The following is a 21,020-nucleotide window of genomic DNA, read 5'->3' on the forward strand; positions in this document are numbered from 1 at the left end:
TCGGGCAGTGTCGCGCGACTTTACACCAGCAAGCAGGCCTGCCCATGATCACTGTCCTCGGCTCCATCAACATGGATCTCACCGCAACGACCGAACGCCTTCCGCAGCCCGGTGAAACCGTTGCAGGAACGAGCTTCGCAACGGCTGCCGGCGGCAAGGGCGCCAACCAGGCGCTCGCGGCACGGCGCGCCGGAAGCACGGTGAAGATGGTCGGAGCCGTCGGCGAAGATAACTTTGCCGGACCGGCGCTCGCCCTTCTCGATGAAGCTAAGGTCGACCTGTCCGGCGTCGCACATGTCAGCACGCCGACCGGCACGGCGCTGATCCTTGTCGGCGGCACAGGCGAGAATATGATCGCGGTCGTGCCCGGCGCCAACGGCACCGTGAGTGAGGCACAGGCCCACGCGGCAGTCGAAACCATGCAGACCGGCGACATCCTGATGTTGCAACTCGAAATTCCGGCCACCACGGTGGAAGCGGCCCTCAAGGCGGCGCGTGCAAAGGGGATTGTAACGCTGATGAATACAGCGCCGCTGACGGATGACGCTGCACGGCTTGCCCGGCTTGCCGATATCGTGGTCGCCAACGAGACGGAATTCGAGCTTCTTGCGGGGCATCCGATCCCGGATGCCGCCACGCGCAAGACCGCATTGGAAAAGCTGCATTCGAAAACCGGCCAGACCTTCGTGGTGACACTCGGCGGCGATGGCGTCGTAGCCGTCCGTGAGGGTCGGTTCTTTTCTGCTGAAGGCCTCAAGATCGAACCGGCCGATACGGTCGGGGCGGGCGACACGTTCTGCGGCTACCTGGCCGCCAGCCTGGAACAGGGACTTGAATTTGCCGAAGCACTCCGCAGGGCAGCGGTTGCCGGCTCGCTCGCCTGCCTTGTCCGCGGTGCGCAGCCGTCCATCCCGCTCGCCGATCAGGTCGATCGCCGAGTCTGAAGTAGGCGGCAACCGTGCTGTTGCGATGTAAATTCCGGCTGCGCTGATTTCAGTCAAAGTTAAGATATCGATCCTAGGGTGTCGCCAACACCTCCGCGGCAGTGGATTCGCCAGCTATCCCTTCCGCGGCAGCCCCATGACGGGGCGCCTCCAGGTGAATACTCCCCTTTGATACCCTGCTGAAGGCGCGAGCCCATGTTTCCGCTGAAGATCAAGTCCCTGTCCACGAAACTGATCCTTGTGACGAGCCTGGCAATCGCTGCAGTTCTCGTCATCTCCAACCTCTTCCTGATCTCCCAGACACGCAGCCGCGTCTCGTCGCTCACCATGGCTCAGGCCGAGGCGGAGGCTCGCTCGATCGCCAACGAAGTCGCCGTCGACATGGGACAACTCGCAGGCGCCGCCCGATCGATCGCCGGCGTGATCGGTCGCGGTCATGCGGGCGATTACCTCGATCGCAAAGGCGTGGTCGATGCCCTGAAGGCCAATCTCGAGCAGAACGCATTCGCCTATGGCAGCTGGTTCGCAGAAGCGCCCGGCACCTTCGACGGCAAGAACGCCGACCTTGTCGGAAACAAGGAGATGGGGGCGAACAAGAAGGGCGAACTTGCACCCTACTGGACCAAGAGCCGCACCGGCGATATCGCCTACAGCGTTTTCGACATCGACACCCAGGCGGAGTGGTACGCGCTGGCCGCCAACTCCAAGAAGGGCTCACTGACCCAGCCTTACGTGGAAAGCACGACCGGCGACGCAACCGCCATGAGCTCGATTGCCTATCCGGTCTTCTCGGGCTCGAAATTTCTCGGCGTTGCCGGTCTCGACGTGTCGCTCGCCACCCTCACGAATAAGCTGCAGGCGATGAAGCCCTTCGGTTCCGGCCGTGTCCTTCTCGTGTCCCAGGGTGGCAACTGGATTGTCCCGGTTGATCCGGACAAGCTGATGAAGCCGGTGGAAGGCGACAAGGCGAGCGAGCTTCTCGCCGCGCTGAAGGCAGACAAGCCCGCACAACTCGACAATCTCTCGGCCGATGCTTCGGAACCCTACGAGCGCGTCGTCTACCCATTCACGGTACCGGACCTCAACACCACCTGGGCGATCGTCGTCGACGTGCCCCACAGCGTCATCGCTGCGCCTGTCCAGGATCAGACGTGGATGATGGTTCTTGGCGGTGTCGTCATCATGGGCGCCTGCATTGCGACCCTCTATTTCGGCAGTACCGTCTTCGTGCGTCGTCCTTTGGGCGCGCTGCTCGGAAGCGTCGATCTTCTCGGCCAGGGCCGTTTCGAACAGCCGGTCGAAGGCCAGGACCGGAACGATGAGATCGGCTCGCTCTCCCAATCGCTCGAAGGCTTCCGGCATACGTTGGCCGACGGCCGCCGGTTGGAAACCGAGGCCGAAGCTCAGCGCAATGCTGCCGAAAGAGAGAGGAGCCGTTCGGAAAACGAGCGGGAAGCCAACGCTCTTGAACAGCAGCGCATCGTCGCCTCCCTTGCCAGGGGATTGGCCGAACTCTCGAACGGCAACCTCGGCTACCGGGTCCAGGAAGAGTTTCCAGGCGAATACGCAAAGCTGAAGACCGATTTCAACCGGGCGCTGGAAAGCCTTGAAGACACGATCGCGACCGTCAATTCCACCGTGCATAACATTGGCAACGGTACCCGCGAAATTGCCGCCAGCGCACAGGATCTGTCGCGCAGGACCGAGCAGCAGGCATCGAGCCTCGAAGAGACCGCCGCAGCGCTCAACGAGCTCACCGCCCAGGTGAATTCCAGCGCTGAAAATGCGGGTTCGGCTGCCTCCACTGTCAACCTCGCCTGTGACGATGCGGAAAAGTCCGGTGAGGTGGTGCAAAAGGCGGTCGCCTCGATGCAGGGCATTGCCCAGTCCTCGCAGGAGATTTCCCGCATTATCGGCGTCATCGACGAAATCGCTTTCCAGACCAACCTGCTTGCGCTCAACGCAGGCGTCGAAGCGGCCCGCGCCGGCGAGGCCGGAAAAGGGTTCGCCGTCGTTGCGCAGGAAGTGCGCGAATTGGCGCAGCGCTCTGCTAATGCCGCCAAGGAGATCAAAGCCCTCATCAACACATCTACGACCCAGGTCGGCGAGGGAGTGGACCTGGTCGGAAAGGCGGGCGATGCGCTGCAGAAGATCGCCGTCCAGGTCATGCAGATCAACGGGCTGATCCGTCAGATCTCCGCCTCCGCCAGCGAACAGGCTGTCGGTCTCAAGGAGATCAATTCCGCCGTCAACCAGATGGATCAGGTGACCCAGCAGAACGCCGCCATGGTGGAAGAAACCACCGCGGCAAGTTCCGTGCTCAGCAATGAGGCGGAAACGTTGCGGTCGCTGGTAGCCCGCTTCCGCGTCTCAACGCATGCCACCGGCCAGGTTCAGAACGCACCGCAAGCATTGCGGCAGGTCGTACAGTCCATGCGGGCGCCGCAGGCAAATCGACCTGCTCCAGCATCGCCGCGTGCAAAGCCTGCACCGAAGGCGGCCATTGCTGTGGGATCCGCCGCCGTTGCGGACGAGTGGGAAGAGTTCTGATCACCGATGCAAAAAGCCTGAATGGTGGCCGCCGGTCAGTGTCCGGCGGCCTTTCCTTTATCCGCGGGTGAGGCCGGTCAAAGCCGGCCGACACGTTCCGTAAGCAGTGCGAAGAAGCCGTCGGCATCCACATCGCGCATGACCTTGGCATTGGGCTTGCGGCCGGAAACCCGCCACCAGTCGACTACGGTCATGCCGGCCGTCAGCTCCGACCGCGTTTCGATTTCGACATTGCAATCGCGCCCCGAGAAGAGTTCGGGCTTCAGCAGATAGGCAATCACGGTCGGATCATGCAGCGGCCCGCCATCGGAGCCGTATTTTTCGATGTCGAATCGCTCGAAGAACGCAAGCCAGTCGACCAGCACCTGTGCCGGCCTGGTCCCGAGTGCCGCAATCTTTCCGACACGAGCCTTGGTCGTCAAAAGCTTGTGGGTGACGTCGAGCGGCATCATGACGATCGGGATACCGGAGGCAAAGACGGCCTTCGCCGCTTCCGGATCCACATAAATGTTGAACTCGGCAGCAGGCGTGATGTTGCCGCCCTCGAAGAAGCCACCGCCCATCATCACCAATTCCCTCACGCGCGGTGCTATGTCCGGCGCCTTTTGAAGCGCCAGCGCCACATTGGTGAGCGGCCCGAGGGTACAAAGCGTCACCGTTCCGACCGGCTCGGAGCGCAATGTCTCGACGATGAAATCCACTGCATGGGTGCTGCGCACCGGCATCATCGGCTCAGGCAGTTCGGCGCCGTCGAGACCTGTCCTGCCGTGGACGTGCTCCGCGGTCACCTGAGGACGCAGGGTTGGTTTCCGGGCTCCCTCGTAGATCGCCGCGTCCTGCCTGCCGCAGAGTTCGCAGACGATCCTGAGGTTACGGCTGGTATAGGAAAGCGGCACGTTTCCGGCGACTGCGCAGAGGCCGAGCACGTCCAGTTCCGCGGGGCTTGCAAAAGCCAGCATGATCGCAGCGGCATCATCCTGACCCGGATCGGTATCGATGATAATCTTTCTGCGTTCCATGGCATGCCCCTGATTTTGCCGGGGCTTGTTGGCCCTGCTCCTGCAGATTGTCAAGTACGGGCGGGGCTTATATGGAGGGATTGCAACCACTGACGACCGGATTCATTCTTGCGGTCTTTGCTGCAACTCCCCATATAAGTTTCCGAGTTGGCGCGCCGAATTTCGGGCGCCGATAGGGTCGCTTGTTACAAGGACTGCACGATGAGCCGAATGATGCCATTTGCGAGCCCGCTGCTTTTGGGCTTCGACTCCATGGAAAAGACCCTCGAGCGCCTCGCGAAGGCGAATGACGGCTACCCGCCCTACAATATCGAACGCATCCAGGCGGACGCGTCCGGCGCGCCGGAACGGCTTCGCATTACAGTTGCGGTCGCCGGCTTTTCCGAATCCGAGCTCGATGTGACGATCGAGGAGAACCAGCTCGTCATTCGCGGGCGCCAGGTAGAACAGGGCGACCGGAATTACCTCTACCGGGGCATTGCAGCCCGTCAGTTCCAGCGTGTGTTCGTGCTCGCCGACGGCATGCAGGTCTCCGGTGCCTCGCTCAGGAATGGCCTCCTGTCGATCGACCTCGTCCGCCCCGAGCCGGAACGCATGGTGCGAAAAATTAACATTTCCGTCTCAGAGTAGGTCAACGGCATTAATGCCGTTGCATCCTCAATATTGGAGGCTGGAATGCTCCTGAAAGAAGCGAATACGCGTTTGACGCAGTCCGAACTCGCTCATCTGGGTACTGGAGAGGTCGGATATATTCGCAAGATGCGGTCGGATGAAGTGTCCCGCTGCTTCCCCGAAGCCCCGGAAATCGATCCCAATCTCGATCTTTGGGCCCTGTTCGGCGCCGATGGCACGCCGATCCTCTTGACCGACAACCGTTCCAGTACCTTCTTCAAGGCTGCTGAGGACGACCTAAAGACCGTCAGTCTGCACTGACTTTTCAGGTCTTTCTGAAGGTCAGATAAGCCGAGGAGCGGCCTTCGCGACGGGCCTTGTTTTCGTATCGCGTTCCTGGCCAGCCGGCGAAGGGGGTCAGCCAGTCGGAAGATTGCTCCGCCAGCCATTGAAAGCCGCCATGGTCGCGGCAATGGATCAGCGTCCAGTTGACATAGGTGTCGATGTCGGATGCGAAGCAGAATAAGCCGCCCGGCTTCAGCACGCGATGGAAGCGGTCGAGATTGACCTCGGACACGAACCGCCTTTTCCAATGCTTGCGCTTCGGCCACGGATCCGGATAGAGCAGATCCACACGATCGAGCGAAGCATCCGGCAGCCAGTCCAGCACCTGGGTCGCATCGTCGTCATAGACCCTAATATTCTTCAAACCCAACTGATCGACGCGCGACAGAAGCTTCGCCATGGAATTGACGAAGGGTTCCACGCCGATGAAGCCCGTTCTCGGGCTTTCCTGCGCGCGATGGATGAGATGTTCGCCGCCGCCGAAACCGATCTCCAGCCGCAGTTCATCCACCGGGACGGGAAACAGGTCAGACAGTCTTGCCGGTGCCGGAGCTTGAAGATCAAGCTTCAAGGCCGGCAGCAGCGTGGCCATGCCCTCCGCCTGTCGCTCGCGCAGCGGTTTGCCCTTGCGACGCCCGAAAAATGCCTCGGTGGCGCGGCTCGGGTGCGGTTGTTCGGTCATGTCTGCTCTCTCACGATAAAAGCGGGCGTCTCCTTCAGGGAGACACCCGCTTTACAGTTTTCTTCAGCGATCCGTAAAGACCGATCAGGCGGCCTTCAGCATCTCTTCCTTCAGCGCATCCTTGAGCGGCTTGACGAGATCGGTCTTCTCCCAGGAGAAGGAACCATCGCGGCCCGCTTTACGGCCGAAGTGGCCGTAGGCCGAGGTCTTGGCATAGATCGGCTTGTTGAGGTCGAGGTGGCGGCGGATGCCCGACGGCGACAGGTCCATGACCTTGCGGATTGCAGCCTCGATCTGATCTTCCGTCACACCCTTGCCGGTGCCGTGCAGGTCGACGTAGATCGACAGCGGCTGGGCAATGCCGATCGCATAGGAAAGCTGGATCGTGCAGCGGTCGGCAAGGCCGGCGGCAACGACGTTCTTCGCCAGATAGCGGGCCGCATAGGCTGCCGAACGGTCGACCTTGGTCGTGTCCTTGCCGGAGAAGGCGCCGCCGCCATGCGGAGCTGCACCACCGTAGGTGTCGACGATGATCTTGCGGCCGGTGAGGCCGGCATCGCCGTCCGGGCCGCCGATGACGAACTTGCCGGTCGGGTTGATGTACCACTTGCAATCGTCGGAAATCTTCAGTTCGCCGAGCGCTTCGCGGATATAGGGTTCGACGACGGCGCGGACCTTCTTGGAATCCCAGCTCTCATCGAGGTGCTGGGTGGAAAGCACGATCGAATCGACGCAGGCCGGCTTGCCGTTTTCGTAACGGACGGTCACCTGGCTCTTGGCGTCCGGGCCGAGCTTGGCCACTTCGCCCTCGCCCTTCTTGCGGGCTTCGGCGAGAAGCCGGAGGATCTTGTGGGAATAGTATATCGGCGCCGGCATGAGATCCGGCGTTTCCGTGCAGGCATAACCGAACATGATGCCCTGGTCGCCGGCACCTTCGTCGCCCTGCTGGTCGGCGGCACTGTCGACACCTTGCGCGATATCGGCAGACTGCGAGTGCAGCAGTACGTCGATCTTCGCCGTCTTCCAGTTGAAGCCGTCCTGTTCATATCCGATGTCGCGGATCGCCTTACGGGCGGCCGACTTGAATTTCGAGGGGTTGATGACGTCCTTGCCCTGCTTGTCCTTCTTCATCAGGCTTGGCGGGAGGCGAACCTCACCGGCAATGACCACGCGGTTGGTGGTCGCGAGCGTCTCGCAGGCGATGCGCACCGTCCACGGATCGACGCCGGTCTTGACCGCTTCGCGGTACACAAGATCCACGATTTCATCGGAAATACGGTCACAAACCTTGTCCGGATGGCCTTCGGCGACGGACTCGCTGGTGAACAGGTAACTTGGGCGCATTACGGGATTCCCCTCAAAGAAACGAACGAGCCTGTGTTAGTGGCTTCCGCCGACAAAAACAAGCGTACAACGACATAAATATATCTTTATGTGTACAATCTCAACACTCAAGCAACACCTGGATGCCAGAAAATGAGCAAAAAAAAAGCGGCCCTGAGGCCGCTTGCGGAATCGTATTGAAACCGTCTTATTCCACTTCGGCATCCGCCGCCAGCGCCTTGACGAGGTCGACCACACGTCGGCGCACCTTCGGGTCGGAGATCTTCACAAAAGCCCGGTTGAGCTGCAGGCCTTCGGACGACGACAGGAAATCGACCACATAGTTGGAGCTTGATGCTTCCGCCATGCCGGCCTGACCGCCCGACTGCTCGCCCGGAGCGTCCTCGAAGAAGAAGGAAACCGGCACATTGAGGATGCTGGAGATATTCTGCAGGCGGCTTGCACCGACGCGATTGGTGCCCTTCTCATATTTCTGGATCTGCTGGAAAGTAATGCCAAGGCTTTCGCCCAGTTTTTCCTGGCTCATTCCAAGCATGGTCCGACGAAGGCGAATCCGGCTGCCGACGTGAATGTCTATCGGGTTCGGCTTCTTCTTATTTTCAATCATAACGATGTCCTGACGAAGTTAACGGTTCAATCTTCACAACCCGGTCTGCGTGTGGAGATACACTTCGCGCGATTGGTCACTACAGGCACAACGTGTGAAGCATATGGCGAGACGAAAGGCCAGGACCACTATGCAATTTTAGGGGTTTTCGGTCAATTCGTCCGAAAATTAAAACCAGCACGCGAGACCACTGCAATCAGTAACATAGATGCCAGAACCAACCAGAAGTAATTTTGACGAGCATCCTCGCCCCAATGCGGAACGGAAATGCTGCTCACAGTTGCATCTATCACACCTTTTTGATTGTAGTCCATACCCCTTATTAGTCTTCCGTAGGGGTCGACAACGGCCGAAATACCGGTATTCGCCGCACGAATCAGCGGCAGGCCGTTTTCGACGGCACGGATCCGAGCCTGCTGGAAATGCTGATAAGGGCCGGGTGTCGCTCCAAACCAGCCGTCATTGGTGACATTGAGAAGCGCGCTCGTCCGCTCCACGTCTTCGCCGATCTCCTGCGGGAAGATCGCCTCATAGCAGATCAGCGGATAGAAAACCCGGCCGCCGGGCAGCGTCAGCATCGCCCGCACGGGCGCGGCGCTGAAGCCGCCCGGCATGGCAACCGCCTCGGGGATGCCGAGCCTGCGCAACATGTCCTCGTAAGGGACGTATTCCCCGAACGGGACGAGATGCACCTTGTCGGCAGCGGATACGATCTGCCCCTCGCTGTCGATCACGTAGATCGAGTTGTAGTAGCGCGGCGCGAAACCCTGACCGGTCTCTTCCGACCGCACCACGCCGGTAATAAGGACCTGATCGTCCTGAAGCATCTCGGCGATACGGGCCAATGCGTCCGGGTTCTGGGTGAGGATGAACGGAATGGACGTCTCCGGCCAGACGATGATATCCGGCCGCTTGCCGCCATCTTCCGGAGGCAAGGCGGAGAGGGCCAGATGCTCCTCGAAGATTTCGGCGCGGTCGGAATCTTCGATCTTCCGGGCCTGGTCGATCACCGGCTGGACGATGCGGACCACCATCTGGCTTTCCGCAGGCGCGGCAAGAGCGGAATCCGCCAGATAAAGCCTGTAGGCGCCGAAGCCAAGATGGGCGCAAGAGAGCAAAGCCGCCAGCGACAGGCCGAGCCGCATGCCTTTCTTCGTGCCGATCAGAGCGGGTGCCGAGAACACGAAGACCGCGAGCACGGTGACCCCGTAGATGCCGAGCACGGCGGATTGCATCATCAAAGGTATGGGCATGGCGCCATAACCGACCGCATTCCAAGGAAAGCCGGTGGCAACGAAGCTGCGCAGCCATTCGGCAAGCCCGAAACCGAAGGCGAGCGCCGCGATCCGTCCGAAGCCGTCCGACCAGAACATCCGGGCGATTGCCGTTGCGAGACCATAAAAGAGGGCGAGACAGGCCGGCAGGCCGAGGACCGCAAGCGGCAGTGCCCAGGCGAACTCGTCGGCTTCCACCAGCAGCGCATTGCCGAGCCACCAGAGGCCAGCCACGAAATAGCCGAAACCAAAGAACCAGCCGAGCCAGAAGGCCGAGCGGAGGCGGGAGAACAGACCTCCATCCGGATTGCCGGTCGAGCCGTCCATCAGCCAGACGAGCAGCGTGAAGGAGATGAAGAGTGCTGCAAGGAACCCGAAGGGCGGCAGGGCTAAAGCGCCAACGGCGCCGGCCAGAAAAGCGACAATAGCTCGCGGGAAACCCCAGAGAAGTATGATCCTGCCCGCCAGCCGCTCCATGGACTTCCCCTTTTTCCTCGAATCAGCCGCCGCAGTCTTCCAAAAAACGGCTGACTTGTCGTGAGGTCAAAGAGGAACGCTCTGGCGGAATCGCTCAGGCCTGATGATTGGACCGGTCTGCACTCGGAGCGGATGGTGGCAGCAGCAGCATGGACGGCGTCTGATCGGTGAGCAGCGCTTCGCCGTCGCCTTTCAGGCGGCGGCGGGCACCTGCCCGCTTGCGCATGATGCGGACGCGCTTGATGCGGCGCGGATCGGCTTCGAGGATCTGGAATTCGAAGCCCGGCACCGCCTGCACGACCTCGCCGCGCACCGGAATGCGGCCAAGCGCGGAGAAGATCAGGCCGCCCAGCGTATCGACGTCCTCAAGGCGATCCCTGATGTCGAAATCCGGGCCGATCGCCTGGGCGATCTCCTCGAGTTCGATGCGGGCATCGGCCACGAAGACGTCATCGCCGGCGCGGGAGAACATGACTTCCTCGTCGTCGTGCTCGTCCTCGACATCGCCGATCACCATCTCGACGATGTCTTCGTGCGTGACGAGACCATCGGTGCCGCCATATTCGTCGATGACAAGGGCAAGCTGCGTGCGGGCCGCTTGCATGCTCTGAAGCAGGTCAGATGCGAGCATCGACGGCGGCACGAACAGGATCTTGCGGATCAGGCCGGCTTCCGAGACGGTCTGTTCGAGATCGACCCGCCCGAGGTCGAAAGCAGGCCGTGGCGTGCGTACCTGCTTTTCCGCCTTCTCCGGCTTGTCGGCGGCAAGCGGCATCGGCTGAGTCGGTGCGGCACGCGAAGGTGCCGCGCGCGCGTTTGTCCGGCGCTTGTTGCGGGCCTGCTTGGCAAGATAGGACAGGAGGTCGCGGATATGCACCATGCCGCGGGGATCGTCGAGCGTATCACTGTAGACCGGCATGCGCGAACGGCCGGTTTCCTCGAAATGGATCAGCAGCTCGCCGATGGTCATGGTCATGTCGACGGCTTCGATATCGGCGCGCGGCACCATGATGTCCTCGACCCGAACTTCCCGGAAACGCAGGATATTGTGCAGCATCGCCCGCTCTTCGGGCGAAAAGGCGTTGCTGACATTGGTATCGGTCATCAGCGCGTCGGCGAGATCCTCGCGCAGCTTCTCGCCCTGCGAGGGTCTGAGCAACCTCAAGGCGCGCGACCAGAAAGAGCTGTGATGTTGTTTGGGTTGGGTTTCGGTCTTGGCCGGACTACTGCCCTCTTCCGAGGAGCTGGAGTCACCGTCCTTGCCCTCTCGGGCCGGGTTTGTCGAAAAATCGCTCATTGTTCCAGACTATACTATCGGGTCCTGTCCCGCATAGGGGTCAGATAGGCCGAGCACGGCCAAAATGCGAGTCTCAAGCCGCTCCATTCTTTCCGCCTCAGCCGTTTCCATATGGTCGTAGCCGAATAAATGCAGGAAACCATGGATCAGCAGATGGGTCAGATGATCCTCGAAAGTCTTCTCGAGATCAACCGCTTCGCGTTCAACGGTCTCGCGGGCGATGACGATATCGCCGAGCATCGGTCCCGGCATATCACCCGGCTGGAGCGGAAAAGCAGGAAAAGACAAGACATTGGTCGGCGTGTCCTTGCCCCGCCATTCCGCATTGATTTCCCTGATCGACGCGTCATCGGTAAAGACCAGCGACAGTTCCGGAGCCCTTTCCGGGAAGGGCTGCTTTTCCTCGTCGGCGAGCAGCTCTGCCGCCGCGCCCAGTGTCCTTTCGCTCAGCAGGAGAAGGGCGGCCTCGTCGCGCCAGCCCTCGTTTTCCACGGTGATCTGTATGTCGAGCTTGGACATCGCTTCGGTCTCGACCTATCGGTCGAGGTCCTCGCTTTCCTCCTGGACGGCATATCGCGCGTCATAGGCTTGCACGATGCGGCCGACCAGCGGATGGCGGACGACGTCGGTGTCCTTGAAGCGGACGATGGAAATCCCCTCGACGCCCTTCAATATCTGCAACGCCTCGACCAGGCCGGACTTGACGCCGCGCGGCAGGTCGACCTGGCTCGGATCGCCGGTGATGATCATGCGGGCATTCTCACCGAGACGCGTCAGGAACATCTTCATCTGCATCGAGGTGGTGTTCTGCGCCTCGTCCAGGATGACCGCAGCGTTCGCCAATGTGCGGCCGCGCATGAAGGCGAGCGGTGCAATCTCGATAACGCCGGCAGTGATTGCCCGCTCCACCTTGTCGCCCGGCATCATGTCATAGAGCGCGTCATAAAGCGGCCGAAGATAGGGATCGACCTTCTCCTTCATGTCGCCTGGCAGGAAGCCGAGGCGCTCGCCGGCTTCGACAGCCGGGCGCGACAGTATGATACGATCGACCGCACCGCGTTCCAGAAGCTGGGCGGCATGCGCGACGGCGAGGTACGTCTTGCCGGTGCCGGCGGGACCGACGCCGAAGACGAGTTCCGAGCGTTCCAGCGCCCGCATATAGGCGTCCTGGGTCGGCGTACGCGCCTGGATCGTCTTCTTGCGGGTGGAAATCTGCGCCATCGACAATTTTGCTTTGCGTTCCAGGGTCGGCAGGGTCAACTGATCGTCCGTCGCCTGTGCCATGCGGATCGCGCCCTCCACATCGGAGGCTTCGACCGAACCACCCTTCTGCAGCCGTTCATAGAGAAAATCCAGCGCACGGCGCGCCTGATTGGTGGCCGTTAAATCTCCGGAAATCGCGACCGAGTTGCCACGTGGGCGTGCATCGATGCGAAGCCGCTCCTCGAGCAGCTTCAGGTTCTGGTCGAATTGTCCGAAAAGCTCGCTGGCGAACCGATTGTTCTCGAACGTCAGGACAAAGTGATTGGCGTCGGTGGCAGCGGATCGGGGTTGTCGCGCGGATGAAGAAACCAATTCACGTCCGTTCAAGCAGGCTCGCTCCTTAGTAATTTAGTAGTCTATTAAACTCTGTATCGGCTCGGAGAACAAGCTGTTCGGACCGCTTCCGATGATTCGCACCTGGATAATGTCACCGATTTGCGATGTTTTTGCATCAACATTCACAGACTGTAGCCAAGGCGAACGTCCAATCACTTGTCCCGGGTTGCGGCCGGGCTTTTCAAGCAGGATGTCGATGACCTTCCCAATACAGGATTTGGCGAAGGCAGCCTGCTGTTTCAAGAGGAGCGCCTGCAATCTTTCGAGTCGCTCGGCCTTCACCTCTTCCGGGACATGGTCAGGAAGGTCGGCACCAGGCGTGCCCGGGCGCGGCGAATATTTGAACGAGAAGGCCTGAGCATAATTCACCTCCTCGACGATACGGATCGTGTCTTCGAAATCCCGGTCCGTCTCGCCCGGGAAGCCGACAATGAAGTCGCCGGACATGGCGATATCCGGCCGGGCGGCCCGGATGCGATCGATAAGGCGCAGATATTCCTCAGCCGTATGTCGGCGGTTCATGGCTTTGAGGATGCGGTCGGAACCGGCCTGCACCGGCAGATGCAGGTAGGGCATCAGGGCGCGGAGATCGCGATGCGCCTCGATCAATTTGTCGTCCATGTCGCGCGGGTGGCTGGTCGTATAGCGCAGCCGGGCAAGCCCCGGAATTTCCGCAAGGCTGTAGAGAAGATCGCCGAGCCCCCATTCGCCGCCGTTCGGGCCTTCCGCCCGCCAGGCGTTGACGTTCTGGCCGAGCAGCGTGATCTCGCGCACGCCGCCATCGACCAGCCGCCGGGCCTCATCGAGAATCTGCCGGACCGGACGGGAAACTTCCGAGCCGCGCGTATAGGGCACGACGCAGAAGGTGCAGAACTTGTCGCAGCCTTCCTGCACGGTCAGGAAGGACGTGACACCACGGGAGCGGATCTTGGCCTGCTCCGCGACCGGCAGGTGTTCGAACTTGTCCTCGACGGCATAGTCCGTCTCGACCACCCGGTCCCCGGCACGGGCGCGCCTCAAGGCCTCCGGCAGGCGATGGTAGGTCTGCGGTCCGATGACCACGTCAACCGCGGGCGCACGACGGATGATCTCTTCACCTTCCGCCTGGGCCACGCAGCCGGCGACGCCAATCATCAGTTCCCTGCCTTCCGCAGCGCGCGCTGTCTTCATGTCGCGCAGACGGCCGAGCGCCGAATAGACCTTGTCGGCCGCCTTCTCACGGATATGGCAGGTATTGAGCAGGATCAGGTCCGCCTCGGCCATGTCTTCCGTCGTCACATAGCCGTCGCTGGCCAGTGCATCAGCCATGCGGGTCGAATCGTAGACGTTCATCTGGCAGCCATAGGTCTTGATGAAGACCTTGCGGCTGTTCGGGCGCTCGACCGTCTGTTCGGCGGGAGTAGAAAGAGTAACGTGTTCGTTCATGGGCGCTTCCATATCGCAAGAACGCCCGGAAATGAAGCGTTTCGTTATGGAGGCCGAATAGTGAAGGTCGTGCCGTGTCCGCCCCCTCTGGTCTGCCTCAGTGACTAAAGCGTCTCATAATCCCGGCCGCGCAGATGCTTCAGCAGCATGCGCCGGATACGGCTCGTCACTGCCTGACTCAGATGCTTGCGGTTGTCGCCGGTGCGGAAATCGATCGTTTCACCGAAAGCCACGTCCACGTCGAGCGCACCTTCCTTCAGGACGCCCAGCAGATGAGGACCGAGTTCTATATCGCCCGGCCAGGCGGCGATCGGCCGGTGATAACGGCCCATCGCCATGCCGTGTACGCGGGTATAGGCGATCGCTACCGGCTGAACATGGACCACGCCCTGCTTCGTAAAGGGAACCGCGGCGGCTGCCGCGCCGAATAGCGAGGATTTCACCTCCAGAAGCCGGTTGCCGTCAGAGGTCGTTCCCTCGGGAAAGAGCACGACGATCTCGTCCGCTGCCAGGCGCTCGGCGATTTCGCTCACCTGATCGCCCGTGCGACGCTTCTGTTCGCGGACCACGAAAATGCTCTTCTGCAGCTTGGCGAGCGTGCCGAAGATCGGCCATTCCGACACCTCCATCTTGGCGATGAAGACGACATCGGCAATCGCGCCGAGCACCAGGATGTCCTTCCAGGAGACGTGGTTGGAAGCAAGCATCAGCGGTCGGCGCCGATCGATCGTTCCGTGGATATGGATGCGGACGCCGAGCAGAAAGCAGGCGGCCCGATGCCAGTAGCGCGGAATATAACGGCGGATTCTGAGGTCGAACGCGAGGCCGATCAGTTGAAACGGCAACAGGATCAGCGTGACTGCGAAAAGGACGACAAAAACGATGCCAATCCGCAGCCAGGTGATCACTTATCGTCCTTGTCCAGCGGGATGCCGTAAAGCTCCAGCCGGTGGCCGACGAGACGGAAGCCGTGCTCGCGGGCAATACGTTCCTGCAGCGCCTCGATTTCCGCCGAGCGGAATTCGATGACATTGCCGGTATTGAGATCGATCATGTGGTCGTGGTGCTCTTCCGGCACGGTCTCATAGCGCGAGCGACCGTCGCGAAAATCGTGCCGCTCGATGATTCCCTCGTCTTCGAACAGTTTCACCGTTCGATACACAGTGGAGATCGAAATGCGCGGATCAGCCTTCGAGGAGCGGCGATAGAGCTCCTCCACATCCGGATGGTCGTCGGATTCCTGCAGGATACGGGCAATCACACGGCGCTGGTCCGTCATTCGCATACCCTTTTCGGCACACAGCTCCTCCAGAGTCTTGGAAAGGTCTGTCATGTCGGTGGCCTTCGAAACGTTCCAGTACAAAACAAGGGACTAGCGAAGAACGCGGCTCATGACAAGCGCCATGGAACGCGTCCCGTCGGGACCGGTATAGTAGGCCGGCCGCTCGCCAACCTTCTGAAAACCAAGCTTGCGGTAGAGCCCGACCGCGGCGTGATTCGCCGCCTCGACCTCCAGAAACATGCTTTCGGCACCACGCGCCGCCGCCTCCCTGAGCGCCGCCTGCATGAGCCGCCAGCCGAGCCCCTGGCGGCCGGACTTCTCGCTGACAGCAACCGTCAGTATCTCCGCCTCGCCCGCCGCTTCCCGCGACAACACGAAACCGCCGAGCGGTCTCGAAAAGAAAGCGTTGGTCTGGCGCGCGATGAAACCGAAGACATTGTGCTGCAGAAGCAGGTTCTGGAACTCCCCATCACTCCACTGCCGCGGAAAACGCTGGCCGTGAAGCTCTGAGACTTCCGTACAGTCGCCAATCTCCATCGGCACAACTTCGAAAAACGGCTTCCAGGTCAGGTAATCGTCGAGCATCGGTATTCACGAACGGCGCTGTAGTGCGAATCCCGTCTGCGGCTTGGCATCGGGTCCACGAAGATACAATGGTTTGGGCCGGCCTGCACCTTCCGGTTTTTCCGCGCCGACCCGCGCGACCGTCGCAATATCGAAACGGTCCCGTCCTTCAAATCCGCCCTCTCCCTTGACCGGGGAGTGCTCGGCCCACGAGCCAGTCGCGGCCGCAGCCAGCTTCTCCACGAGTTTCGAGACGTCCTCCGGCGAAAGCGCGGCAGGTTCGCTGAGCGGCAGACCATCGGCGGCAAAGGCCTGAGCGTAGACCTCGTTGCGCTTGGCATCCATGGCCGCCACAACCGGTTTGCCCGGATGATCGGCAAGGTAGCCGCGCGCCAGCGTTTCCAGGGTCGTCACGCCGACCGATTCGACGCCCAGCGCGAGTGCCAGACCGCGGGCAGCAGCAACGCCGACCCGAATTCCGGTAAATGAACCGGGGCCGATCACCACGGCAACGCGCTCCACGGCATCGAGGGACAGATTGGCGGCGGCAAGCGCTGCGTCGATCACGGCCATCAGCCGTTCTGCATGGCCTTTGCCGATCGTTTCGGTAACCGCCGACAGAATCTGCTCCGCTGCACTGTCATAGAGCGCAGCGGAGCAATCCACTCCGGCGGTATCGATAGCCAAGACGATCATGAAAGTGCCGGCGAAGCGCTCAGAGGGCTTCAACCGCCTGCACTTCGGGAACGAAATGGCGCAGCAGGTTCTGCACGCCGTGCTTCAGCGTCGCCGTCGAAGACGGGCAACCGGAGCATGCACCCTTCATGTTGAGGTAGACCGTTCCGTCGCGATAACCCTTGAAGGTGATGTCGCCACCATCCTGGGCGACCGCCGGGCGGACACGGGTTTCGAGCAATTCCTTGATGGTGGCGACGACGGTTTCGTCATCCTCGTCAAAGAATTCACCTTCCTGGTCAAGCGCCTCGGCAAGCGTCGAGGTGCCGCCCATGACCGGCTGGCCGGACATGAAATGCTCCATGATCGAACCGAGGATCGCCGGCTTCAGGTGCTGCCATTCGGCATTTTCCTTGGAGACCGTGATGAAATCGTAGCCGAAATAGACACCGGACACGCCGCTGATCCCAAAGAGGCGCGAGGCGAGGGGAGAGGCTTCCGCCTCATCGGCATTACGGAAATCAGCGGTTCCGCGCTCCATGACCACCTTGCCGGGCAGGAACTTGAGCGTCGCCGGATTCGGCGTGGCTTCCGTCTGAATGAACATCTCGTTTCTCCCGGGGGCGTGGCGCCCGCCAATTTAGAATTCTTCAAAAGAAGATAAGCCGGATCAGCTTTTCGTTCAAGTGCGCATTTGCCCTTCGAAGGTCAAGGGCGGCATCAGGCAAGCGCGTCGATTTCCTCGTCGGTCAACGTATCCGGCAGGACCGTCACGGGGATCGGGAAGGTCGCGCCGCGGCCGGCGACGGCGGAAACCAGCGGTCCCGGTCCTTCCTTGGCGGAGGCGGCGGCGAGAACCAGGATCGCAATATCCCGGTCCTCCTCGACGAGCTGGTTGATCTGTTCGGGGGCGCTTCCCTCGCGAATGACGATTTCCGGATCGATGCCGATCGTCTCGCGCACCCTCTGGGCGGCCTTGGCCATGACGGCTTCCGCCTCCTCGCGGGCTTCGGCGCGCATGATCTGTTCGACGCCAAGCCACTGCTGAAAATCCCCTTCCGGAATCACGAAGAGGAGCACGAGGCCACCATTGGAATTCTTGGCGCGGCGGCCGGCATAGTGGACGGCCTTTTCGCATTCCGGCGTCGCATCGATGACCGCCATGAATTTGCGCCTATGCCCTTCAAGTCGAGAAAGCCGTTTCGAAACCATGTCCGCCCCCTTCGCTCGCATCTACTCGACCGCCGCGGTCGTGATGCGGAACTTAAAACCTTCGACGGAAAATGAAAACCCGCCACGAAACCGTGGCGGGTATGCAATCCCGGCAGACCTCGGTTCAGCGCAGGAAACCGACGATATCGAAGACGTCAGCCATGACCTTTCCGGCACGGGCGCGGGCACGTTCGCCGCCATCCCGGAGGATCGCGTCGATATGCGACGTATCGTCCAGCAGGCGGCGCATCTCGCCCGAGATCGGCGACAGGACGTGAACGGCGAGATCAGCAAGCGCCGGCTTGAAGACCGAGAACTGCTGGCCGCCGAATTCGGCAAGCACATCCGCCTTCGTCCTGTCTGCGAGCGCGGCATAGATGCCGACGAGGTTGTCGGCTTCCGGCCGGTCCTTGAGACCTTCGATTTCGCCCGGCAGGCCTTCCGGATCGGTCTTGGCCTTGCGAATCTTCCTGGCGATGTCGTCAGCGTCGTCCATCAGGTTGATGCGCGACAGGTCCGACGGATCGGATTTCGACATCTTCTTGGTGCCGTCGCGCAGCGACATGACGCGCGGCGCCGGCCCATCGATCAGCGGCTCGACCAGCGGGAAGTAGCCGTGGATCTTCTCCTCGCCGACCACCATGTCGACGCCGGTGCCGGTCGCGCGGATCTTTTCCTGGAAGTCTATGTTGAACTTCTGGGCGATGTCGCGGGCAAGTTCCAGGTGCTGCTTCTGGTCGTCGCCGACCGGCACATGGGTGGCGCGGTAAACGAGAATGTCGGCCGCCATCAGGCTCGGATAGGCAAGCAGACCGAGCGAAGCATTCTCGCGATCCTTGCCGGCCTTGTCCTTGAACTGCGTCATGCGGTTCATCCAGCCGATGCGGGCAACGCAGTTGAAGATCCAGGCGAGTTCCGCATGCTGCGGCACGGCCGACTGGTTGAAGACGATATGTTTCTTCGGGTCGATGCCCGAAGCGATGAAGGCAGCGGCGATCGAGCGGATCTGGCCGCGCAGATCATCGTGGACGAGTTGGGCGGTGATCGCATGCAGGTCGACGACGCAGTAGATGCAGTCGTTGTTTTCCTGCAATGCGACGAACTTGCGGATCGCGCCAAGATAGTTGCCGAGATGGAGATTGCCAGTCGGCTGAACGCCGGAAAAGACAAGCGGCTTAAAGGTATTCGTATTCATATCGTCCTCGATTAGGCTTGTGGAGGGCCCCAGACCCGAAGGGTCATGTTGCTAACGGCCGGGCTTATGCACGGGCGACGAGGCGCAATCAAGGGCTTACGCGACCCTGTGCTCAATCAAATCCCAGGTGTTGCCGTAGGGATCGGCAAAAACGGCCACGGTGCCGTAGATTTCCCGCCGCGGCTCTTCCAGAAACCGGACTCCCTTTGCAATCATGGCAGCACGGTCGTGGGCAAAATCATCCGTCTTGAGGAAGAAGCCGACCCGGCCGCCCGTCTGGTTGCCGATCGCCGATTTCTGTTTTTCCGTCGCGGCCTGAGCGAGCAGCAGGGCCGCGCCCTCCCCTCCCTTCGGCCTCACCACGACCCAGCGCTTGCCGTCCGGCTGCGGCGTGTCTTCCAGGCATTCGAAACCGAGCGAACTGCAATAGAAATCCCTGGCGCGGTCGTAATCATCGACGACGAGGGTGACGAGGAAGAGGGATTGGCTGGGCATGGCGGCTTCCTGTGAAGTGGACAAAGGCGACGATAGATACACTACGCCCTTGGCGACAGTCGGAATTTCAAGTTCGGCCGGGACACGTCGGGTGCCTCGATTTAAGTTTTTATAAGTGACACACGACGTGTCCCGTTCAGTGTTCTTGTGCTGCGCAACTCCGGTTCCTCTGCGGCGATATGGTCTTACGTCCTTGCAGATGCCATACCGGGTTGTGTGCGACACACGCACGCCCCGCCTTGAGGCGAGAGGGGAACCATTTTCTGCGCAGCCCCTGACGACCCGCCTGCATCAACGGCAGACCGAAAGGGCACCGGTCCCATCTCGCCGGCGATGCTTGAACCGGTGTAGCCGAAACGGGACGCGAAGATTGTAGGCATGGGTTGAAAGGGCGGGGATGAACGGGAGTGATTTTTCCTGTCGATTTCTCGCAAGGTTTCGATTTGCCTCACCATCCCCACCTCTGCCCTGCCGGGCATCTCCCCCACAGGTGGGGAGATCGAATGGACGCACCGGCTTCCCCAAACAATTGCGGAGCAGCTCTGCGAGCCATTGCTTTGGTAGAAAGGTCAGGCCGCTTGTGATCCCCCCTTGTGGGGGAGATGCCCGCCCTTCGACAGGCTCACGAGGCAGACGGGGCGGCCTGGTTGATGCGGGAAGCCTTTTATCTGGATCTCCGATCAAGCCTGAAAGTGGGCGAAAATACACCAATCCCTGCGGGAGCCTGCTACCGCTTTCGACATAGCTTCGACACTCAAATAGCAAAATTCTACTCCTCCCTCCTCAGAAAAGATTAATGGATGTTAGCTATTTAGGCAGGCATTTTCCCAATTTTGAGCAAAAGCCTCCTTATTCACGCCTCTTTTAGAAAAGAAATACCCGCCGAACATCACGGTTAACCGGTCATGAAGACCGGTCTTTTCGGGGGATGACCCATGCGCATGATTTTTCGCGTCGCGCTTGCCTGCCTTCTGGCATTCGGCCTCAATGCCAATGCCCAAGCAGAAGCCGGCCAAAGCCAGAAACGCCGTGGCTCATCTTTCAAACACGACTACTCGGCCTTCTACACGGTCCAGCGGGTCAGCGTCCGGACAGGCTGCTTTCCCGAAAAGCTCGGAGCCATCCTCGCCCACATCGCCAAGCAGACCGGCCGAAAGCCAATGGTAACATCCGGCCACCGGCCGCATTCCGGCAGATCACAGCACAGCCGCTGCTATGCCGCCGATATCCGCGTTCCGGGCGTTTCGGAGAAGAGGATCCTTGCCGCGGCCGCCACCGCGCCGGGCATCGGCGGCATCGGCCGCTACTGCAACGGCATCGTGCATGTGGATATCGGCCCGAAGCGGACCTGGGCACATTGCAGCAGGGGAAAGGGCCTTGCGAGCCTCAAACGCCGCAGCCGTTCCTGATATGAGCCAGACG

General features: G+C 60.9%; 22 protein-coding genes. 5 read left to right on the forward strand and 17 right to left on the reverse strand.

Annotated features, from left to right (window positions below; all coding sequences use genetic code 11):
• Window positions 1–44: 44 nt before the first annotated feature.
• Window positions 45–944, forward strand: coding sequence for a ribokinase (locus ABK249_RS03245; RefSeq protein WP_348862212.1), 900 nt, complete (start codon window positions 45–47; stop codon window positions 942–944).
• A 195-nt stretch (window positions 945–1,139) separates the two neighbouring features.
• Window positions 1,140–3,494 carry a methyl-accepting chemotaxis protein gene (locus ABK249_RS03250; RefSeq protein ID WP_348862213.1) on the forward strand — a complete coding sequence of 785 codons (2,355 nt, stop codon included), beginning with the start codon at window positions 1,140–1,142 and terminating at the stop codon, window positions 3,492–3,494.
• Between the two features lie 77 nt (window positions 3,495–3,571).
• Here the strand turns inward: ABK249_RS03250 and ABK249_RS03255 are convergent, their stop codons facing one another.
• Window positions 3,572–4,513, reverse strand: a complete 942-nt coding sequence (locus ABK249_RS03255) for a nucleoside hydrolase (protein WP_348862214.1) — start codon at window positions 4,511–4,513, stop codon at window positions 3,572–3,574.
• Between the two features lie 201 nt (window positions 4,514–4,714).
• Here ABK249_RS03255 and ABK249_RS03260 point away from each other — a divergent pair, with 201 nt between their 5' ends.
• Together ABK249_RS03260 and ABK249_RS03265 are read left to right on the forward strand one after the other, a co-directional pair.
• Window positions 4,715–5,143, forward strand: a complete 429-nt coding sequence (locus ABK249_RS03260) for an Hsp20 family protein (RefSeq protein WP_348862215.1) — start codon at window positions 4,715–4,717, stop codon at window positions 5,141–5,143.
• A 45-nt stretch (window positions 5,144–5,188) separates the two neighbouring features.
• Window positions 5,189–5,446 (forward strand): BQ00720 family protein, encoded by a 258-nt coding sequence (locus ABK249_RS03265; RefSeq protein ID WP_037159144.1) that lies wholly within the window; start codon window positions 5,189–5,191, stop codon window positions 5,444–5,446.
• 4 nt (window positions 5,447–5,450) lie between these two features.
• Here ABK249_RS03265 and trmB read toward each other — a convergent pair whose 3' ends face one another.
• From trmB to ABK249_RS03345, 16 genes are all read right to left on the reverse strand, one after another.
• Window positions 5,451–6,152 carry a tRNA (guanosine(46)-N7)-methyltransferase TrmB gene (gene trmB, locus ABK249_RS03270; RefSeq protein WP_348862216.1) on the reverse strand — a complete coding sequence of 234 codons (702 nt, stop codon included), beginning with the start codon at window positions 6,150–6,152 and terminating at the stop codon, window positions 5,451–5,453.
• Between the two features lie 84 nt (window positions 6,153–6,236).
• Window positions 6,237–7,496, reverse strand: a complete 1,260-nt coding sequence (gene metK, locus ABK249_RS03275; RefSeq protein WP_348862217.1) for a methionine adenosyltransferase — start codon at window positions 7,494–7,496, stop codon at window positions 6,237–6,239.
• A gap of 187 nt (window positions 7,497–7,683) precedes the next feature.
• Window positions 7,684–8,103, reverse strand: coding sequence for a helix-turn-helix domain-containing protein (locus ABK249_RS03280; RefSeq protein ID WP_037159150.1), 420 nt, complete (start codon window positions 8,101–8,103; stop codon window positions 7,684–7,686).
• 152 nt (window positions 8,104–8,255) lie between these two features.
• Window positions 8,256–9,854: an apolipoprotein N-acyltransferase gene (gene lnt, locus ABK249_RS03285; RefSeq protein WP_348862218.1), complete on the reverse strand. Its 1,599-nt coding sequence runs from the start codon at window positions 9,852–9,854 to the stop codon at window positions 8,256–8,258.
• 94 nt (window positions 9,855–9,948) lie between these two features.
• Window positions 9,949–11,151 (reverse strand): hemolysin family protein, encoded by a 1,203-nt coding sequence (locus ABK249_RS03290; protein WP_037159156.1) that lies wholly within the window; start codon window positions 11,149–11,151, stop codon window positions 9,949–9,951.
• A 9-nt stretch (window positions 11,152–11,160) separates the two neighbouring features.
• Window positions 11,161–11,670, reverse strand: coding sequence for an rRNA maturation RNase YbeY (ybeY, locus tag ABK249_RS03295; protein WP_348862219.1), 510 nt, complete (start codon window positions 11,668–11,670; stop codon window positions 11,161–11,163).
• Between the two features lie 15 nt (window positions 11,671–11,685).
• Window positions 11,686–12,741, reverse strand: a complete 1,056-nt coding sequence (locus tag ABK249_RS03300) for a PhoH family protein (protein WP_348862220.1) — start codon at window positions 12,739–12,741, stop codon at window positions 11,686–11,688.
• A gap of 21 nt (window positions 12,742–12,762) precedes the next feature.
• Window positions 12,763–14,175 carry a tRNA (N6-isopentenyl adenosine(37)-C2)-methylthiotransferase MiaB gene (miaB, locus tag ABK249_RS03305; RefSeq protein ID WP_348862221.1) on the reverse strand — a complete coding sequence of 471 codons (1,413 nt, stop codon included), beginning with the start codon at window positions 14,173–14,175 and terminating at the stop codon, window positions 12,763–12,765.
• Window positions 14,176–14,279: 104 nt separating this feature from the next.
• Window positions 14,280–15,083 (reverse strand): lyso-ornithine lipid O-acyltransferase, encoded by an 804-nt coding sequence (gene olsA / locus ABK249_RS03310; RefSeq protein WP_037159168.1) that lies wholly within the window; start codon window positions 15,081–15,083, stop codon window positions 14,280–14,282.
• Entirely contained in the window at window positions 15,080–15,508 is a 429-nt protein-coding gene (locus ABK249_RS03315; protein WP_037159173.1) for a Fur family transcriptional regulator, read from the reverse strand. Before ABK249_RS03315 ends, olsA begins: the two co-directional genes overlap by 4 nt.
• A 39-nt stretch (window positions 15,509–15,547) precedes the next feature.
• On the reverse strand, window positions 15,548–16,042 hold the full coding sequence (locus ABK249_RS03320) for a GNAT family N-acetyltransferase (RefSeq protein ID WP_037159177.1): 495 nt from the start codon (window positions 16,040–16,042) through the stop codon (window positions 15,548–15,550).
• 6 nt (window positions 16,043–16,048) lie between these two features.
• Window positions 16,049–16,717 (reverse strand): tRNA (adenosine(37)-N6)-threonylcarbamoyltransferase complex dimerization subunit type 1 TsaB, encoded by a 669-nt coding sequence (tsaB, locus tag ABK249_RS03325; RefSeq protein ID WP_037160033.1) that lies wholly within the window; start codon window positions 16,715–16,717, stop codon window positions 16,049–16,051.
• A gap of 19 nt (window positions 16,718–16,736) precedes the next feature.
• On the reverse strand, window positions 16,737–17,303 hold the full coding sequence (locus tag ABK249_RS03330) for a NifU family protein (protein WP_037159180.1): 567 nt from the start codon (window positions 17,301–17,303) through the stop codon (window positions 16,737–16,739).
• A 113-nt stretch (window positions 17,304–17,416) separates the two neighbouring features.
• Window positions 17,417–17,908 carry a universal stress protein gene (locus ABK249_RS03335; protein WP_037159183.1) on the reverse strand — a complete coding sequence of 164 codons (492 nt, stop codon included), beginning with the start codon at window positions 17,906–17,908 and terminating at the stop codon, window positions 17,417–17,419.
• 124 nt (window positions 17,909–18,032) lie between these two features.
• On the reverse strand, window positions 18,033–19,103 hold the full coding sequence (gene trpS, locus ABK249_RS03340) for a tryptophan--tRNA ligase (protein WP_037159186.1): 1,071 nt from the start codon (window positions 19,101–19,103) through the stop codon (window positions 18,033–18,035).
• A 96-nt stretch (window positions 19,104–19,199) separates the two neighbouring features.
• A complete protein-coding gene (locus tag ABK249_RS03345; RefSeq protein ID WP_037159189.1) occupies window positions 19,200–19,598 on the reverse strand; it encodes a VOC family protein in 399 nt (132 codons plus the stop codon).
• 935 nt (window positions 19,599–20,533) lie between these two features.
• Here ABK249_RS03345 and ABK249_RS03350 point away from each other — a divergent pair.
• A complete protein-coding gene (locus ABK249_RS03350) occupies window positions 20,534–21,007 on the forward strand; it encodes a YcbK family protein (RefSeq protein ID WP_227701746.1) in 474 nt (157 codons plus the stop codon).
• Window positions 21,008–21,020 lie beyond the last annotated feature (13 nt).

The sequence above is a fragment of the Neorhizobium phenanthreniclasticum genome, assembly GCF_040066075.1.
Lineage (GTDB): Bacteria > Pseudomonadota > Alphaproteobacteria > Rhizobiales > Rhizobiaceae > Neorhizobium > Neorhizobium petrolearium.

Bases quoted from the DNA above. Each gene is read 5' to 3' on its own strand.
- tsaB (WP_037160033.1), bottom strand. From the start codon at position 16,717: ATGATCGTCTTGGCTATCGATACCGCCGGAGTGGATTGCTCCGCTGCG.
- trmB (WP_348862216.1), bottom strand. From the start codon at position 6,152: ATGACCGAACAACCGCACCCGAGCCGCGCCACCGAGGCATTTTTCGGG.
- ABK249_RS03250 (WP_348862213.1), top strand. From the start codon at position 1,140: ATGTTTCCGCTGAAGATCAAGTCCCTGTCCACGAAACTGATCCTTGTG.
- ABK249_RS03265 (WP_037159144.1), top strand. From the start codon at position 5,189: ATGCTCCTGAAAGAAGCGAATACGCGTTTGACGCAGTCCGAACTCGCT.
- ABK249_RS03245 (WP_348862212.1), top strand. From the start codon at position 45: ATGATCACTGTCCTCGGCTCCATCAACATGGATCTCACCGCAACGACC.
- ybeY (WP_348862219.1), bottom strand. From the start codon at position 11,670: ATGTCCAAGCTCGACATACAGATCACCGTGGAAAACGAGGGCTGGCGC.
- trpS (WP_037159186.1), bottom strand. From the start codon at position 19,103: ATGAATACGAATACCTTTAAGCCGCTTGTCTTTTCCGGCGTTCAGCCG.
- ABK249_RS03315 (WP_037159173.1), bottom strand. From the start codon at position 15,508: ATGACAGACCTTTCCAAGACTCTGGAGGAGCTGTGTGCCGAAAAGGGT.
- ABK249_RS03350 (WP_227701746.1), top strand. From the start codon at position 20,534: ATGCGCATGATTTTTCGCGTCGCGCTTGCCTGCCTTCTGGCATTCGGC.
- ABK249_RS03335 (WP_037159183.1), bottom strand. From the start codon at position 17,908: ATGGTTTCGAAACGGCTTTCTCGACTTGAAGGGCATAGGCGCAAATTC.
- ABK249_RS03280 (WP_037159150.1), bottom strand. From the start codon at position 8,103: ATGATTGAAAATAAGAAGAAGCCGAACCCGATAGACATTCACGTCGGC.
- lnt (WP_348862218.1), bottom strand. From the start codon at position 9,854: ATGGAGCGGCTGGCGGGCAGGATCATACTTCTCTGGGGTTTCCCGCGA.
- ABK249_RS03330 (WP_037159180.1), bottom strand. From the start codon at position 17,303: ATGTTCATTCAGACGGAAGCCACGCCGAATCCGGCGACGCTCAAGTTC.
- metK (WP_348862217.1), bottom strand. From the start codon at position 7,496: ATGCGCCCAAGTTACCTGTTCACCAGCGAGTCCGTCGCCGAAGGCCAT.
- ABK249_RS03255 (WP_348862214.1), bottom strand. From the start codon at position 4,513: ATGGAACGCAGAAAGATTATCATCGATACCGATCCGGGTCAGGATGAT.
- ABK249_RS03260 (WP_348862215.1), top strand. From the start codon at position 4,715: ATGAGCCGAATGATGCCATTTGCGAGCCCGCTGCTTTTGGGCTTCGAC.
- ABK249_RS03320 (WP_037159177.1), bottom strand. From the start codon at position 16,042: ATGCTCGACGATTACCTGACCTGGAAGCCGTTTTTCGAAGTTGTGCCG.
- ABK249_RS03290 (WP_037159156.1), bottom strand. From the start codon at position 11,151: ATGAGCGATTTTTCGACAAACCCGGCCCGAGAGGGCAAGGACGGTGAC.
- miaB (WP_348862221.1), bottom strand. From the start codon at position 14,175: ATGAACGAACACGTTACTCTTTCTACTCCCGCCGAACAGACGGTCGAG.
- ABK249_RS03345 (WP_037159189.1), bottom strand. From the start codon at position 19,598: ATGCCCAGCCAATCCCTCTTCCTCGTCACCCTCGTCGTCGATGATTAC.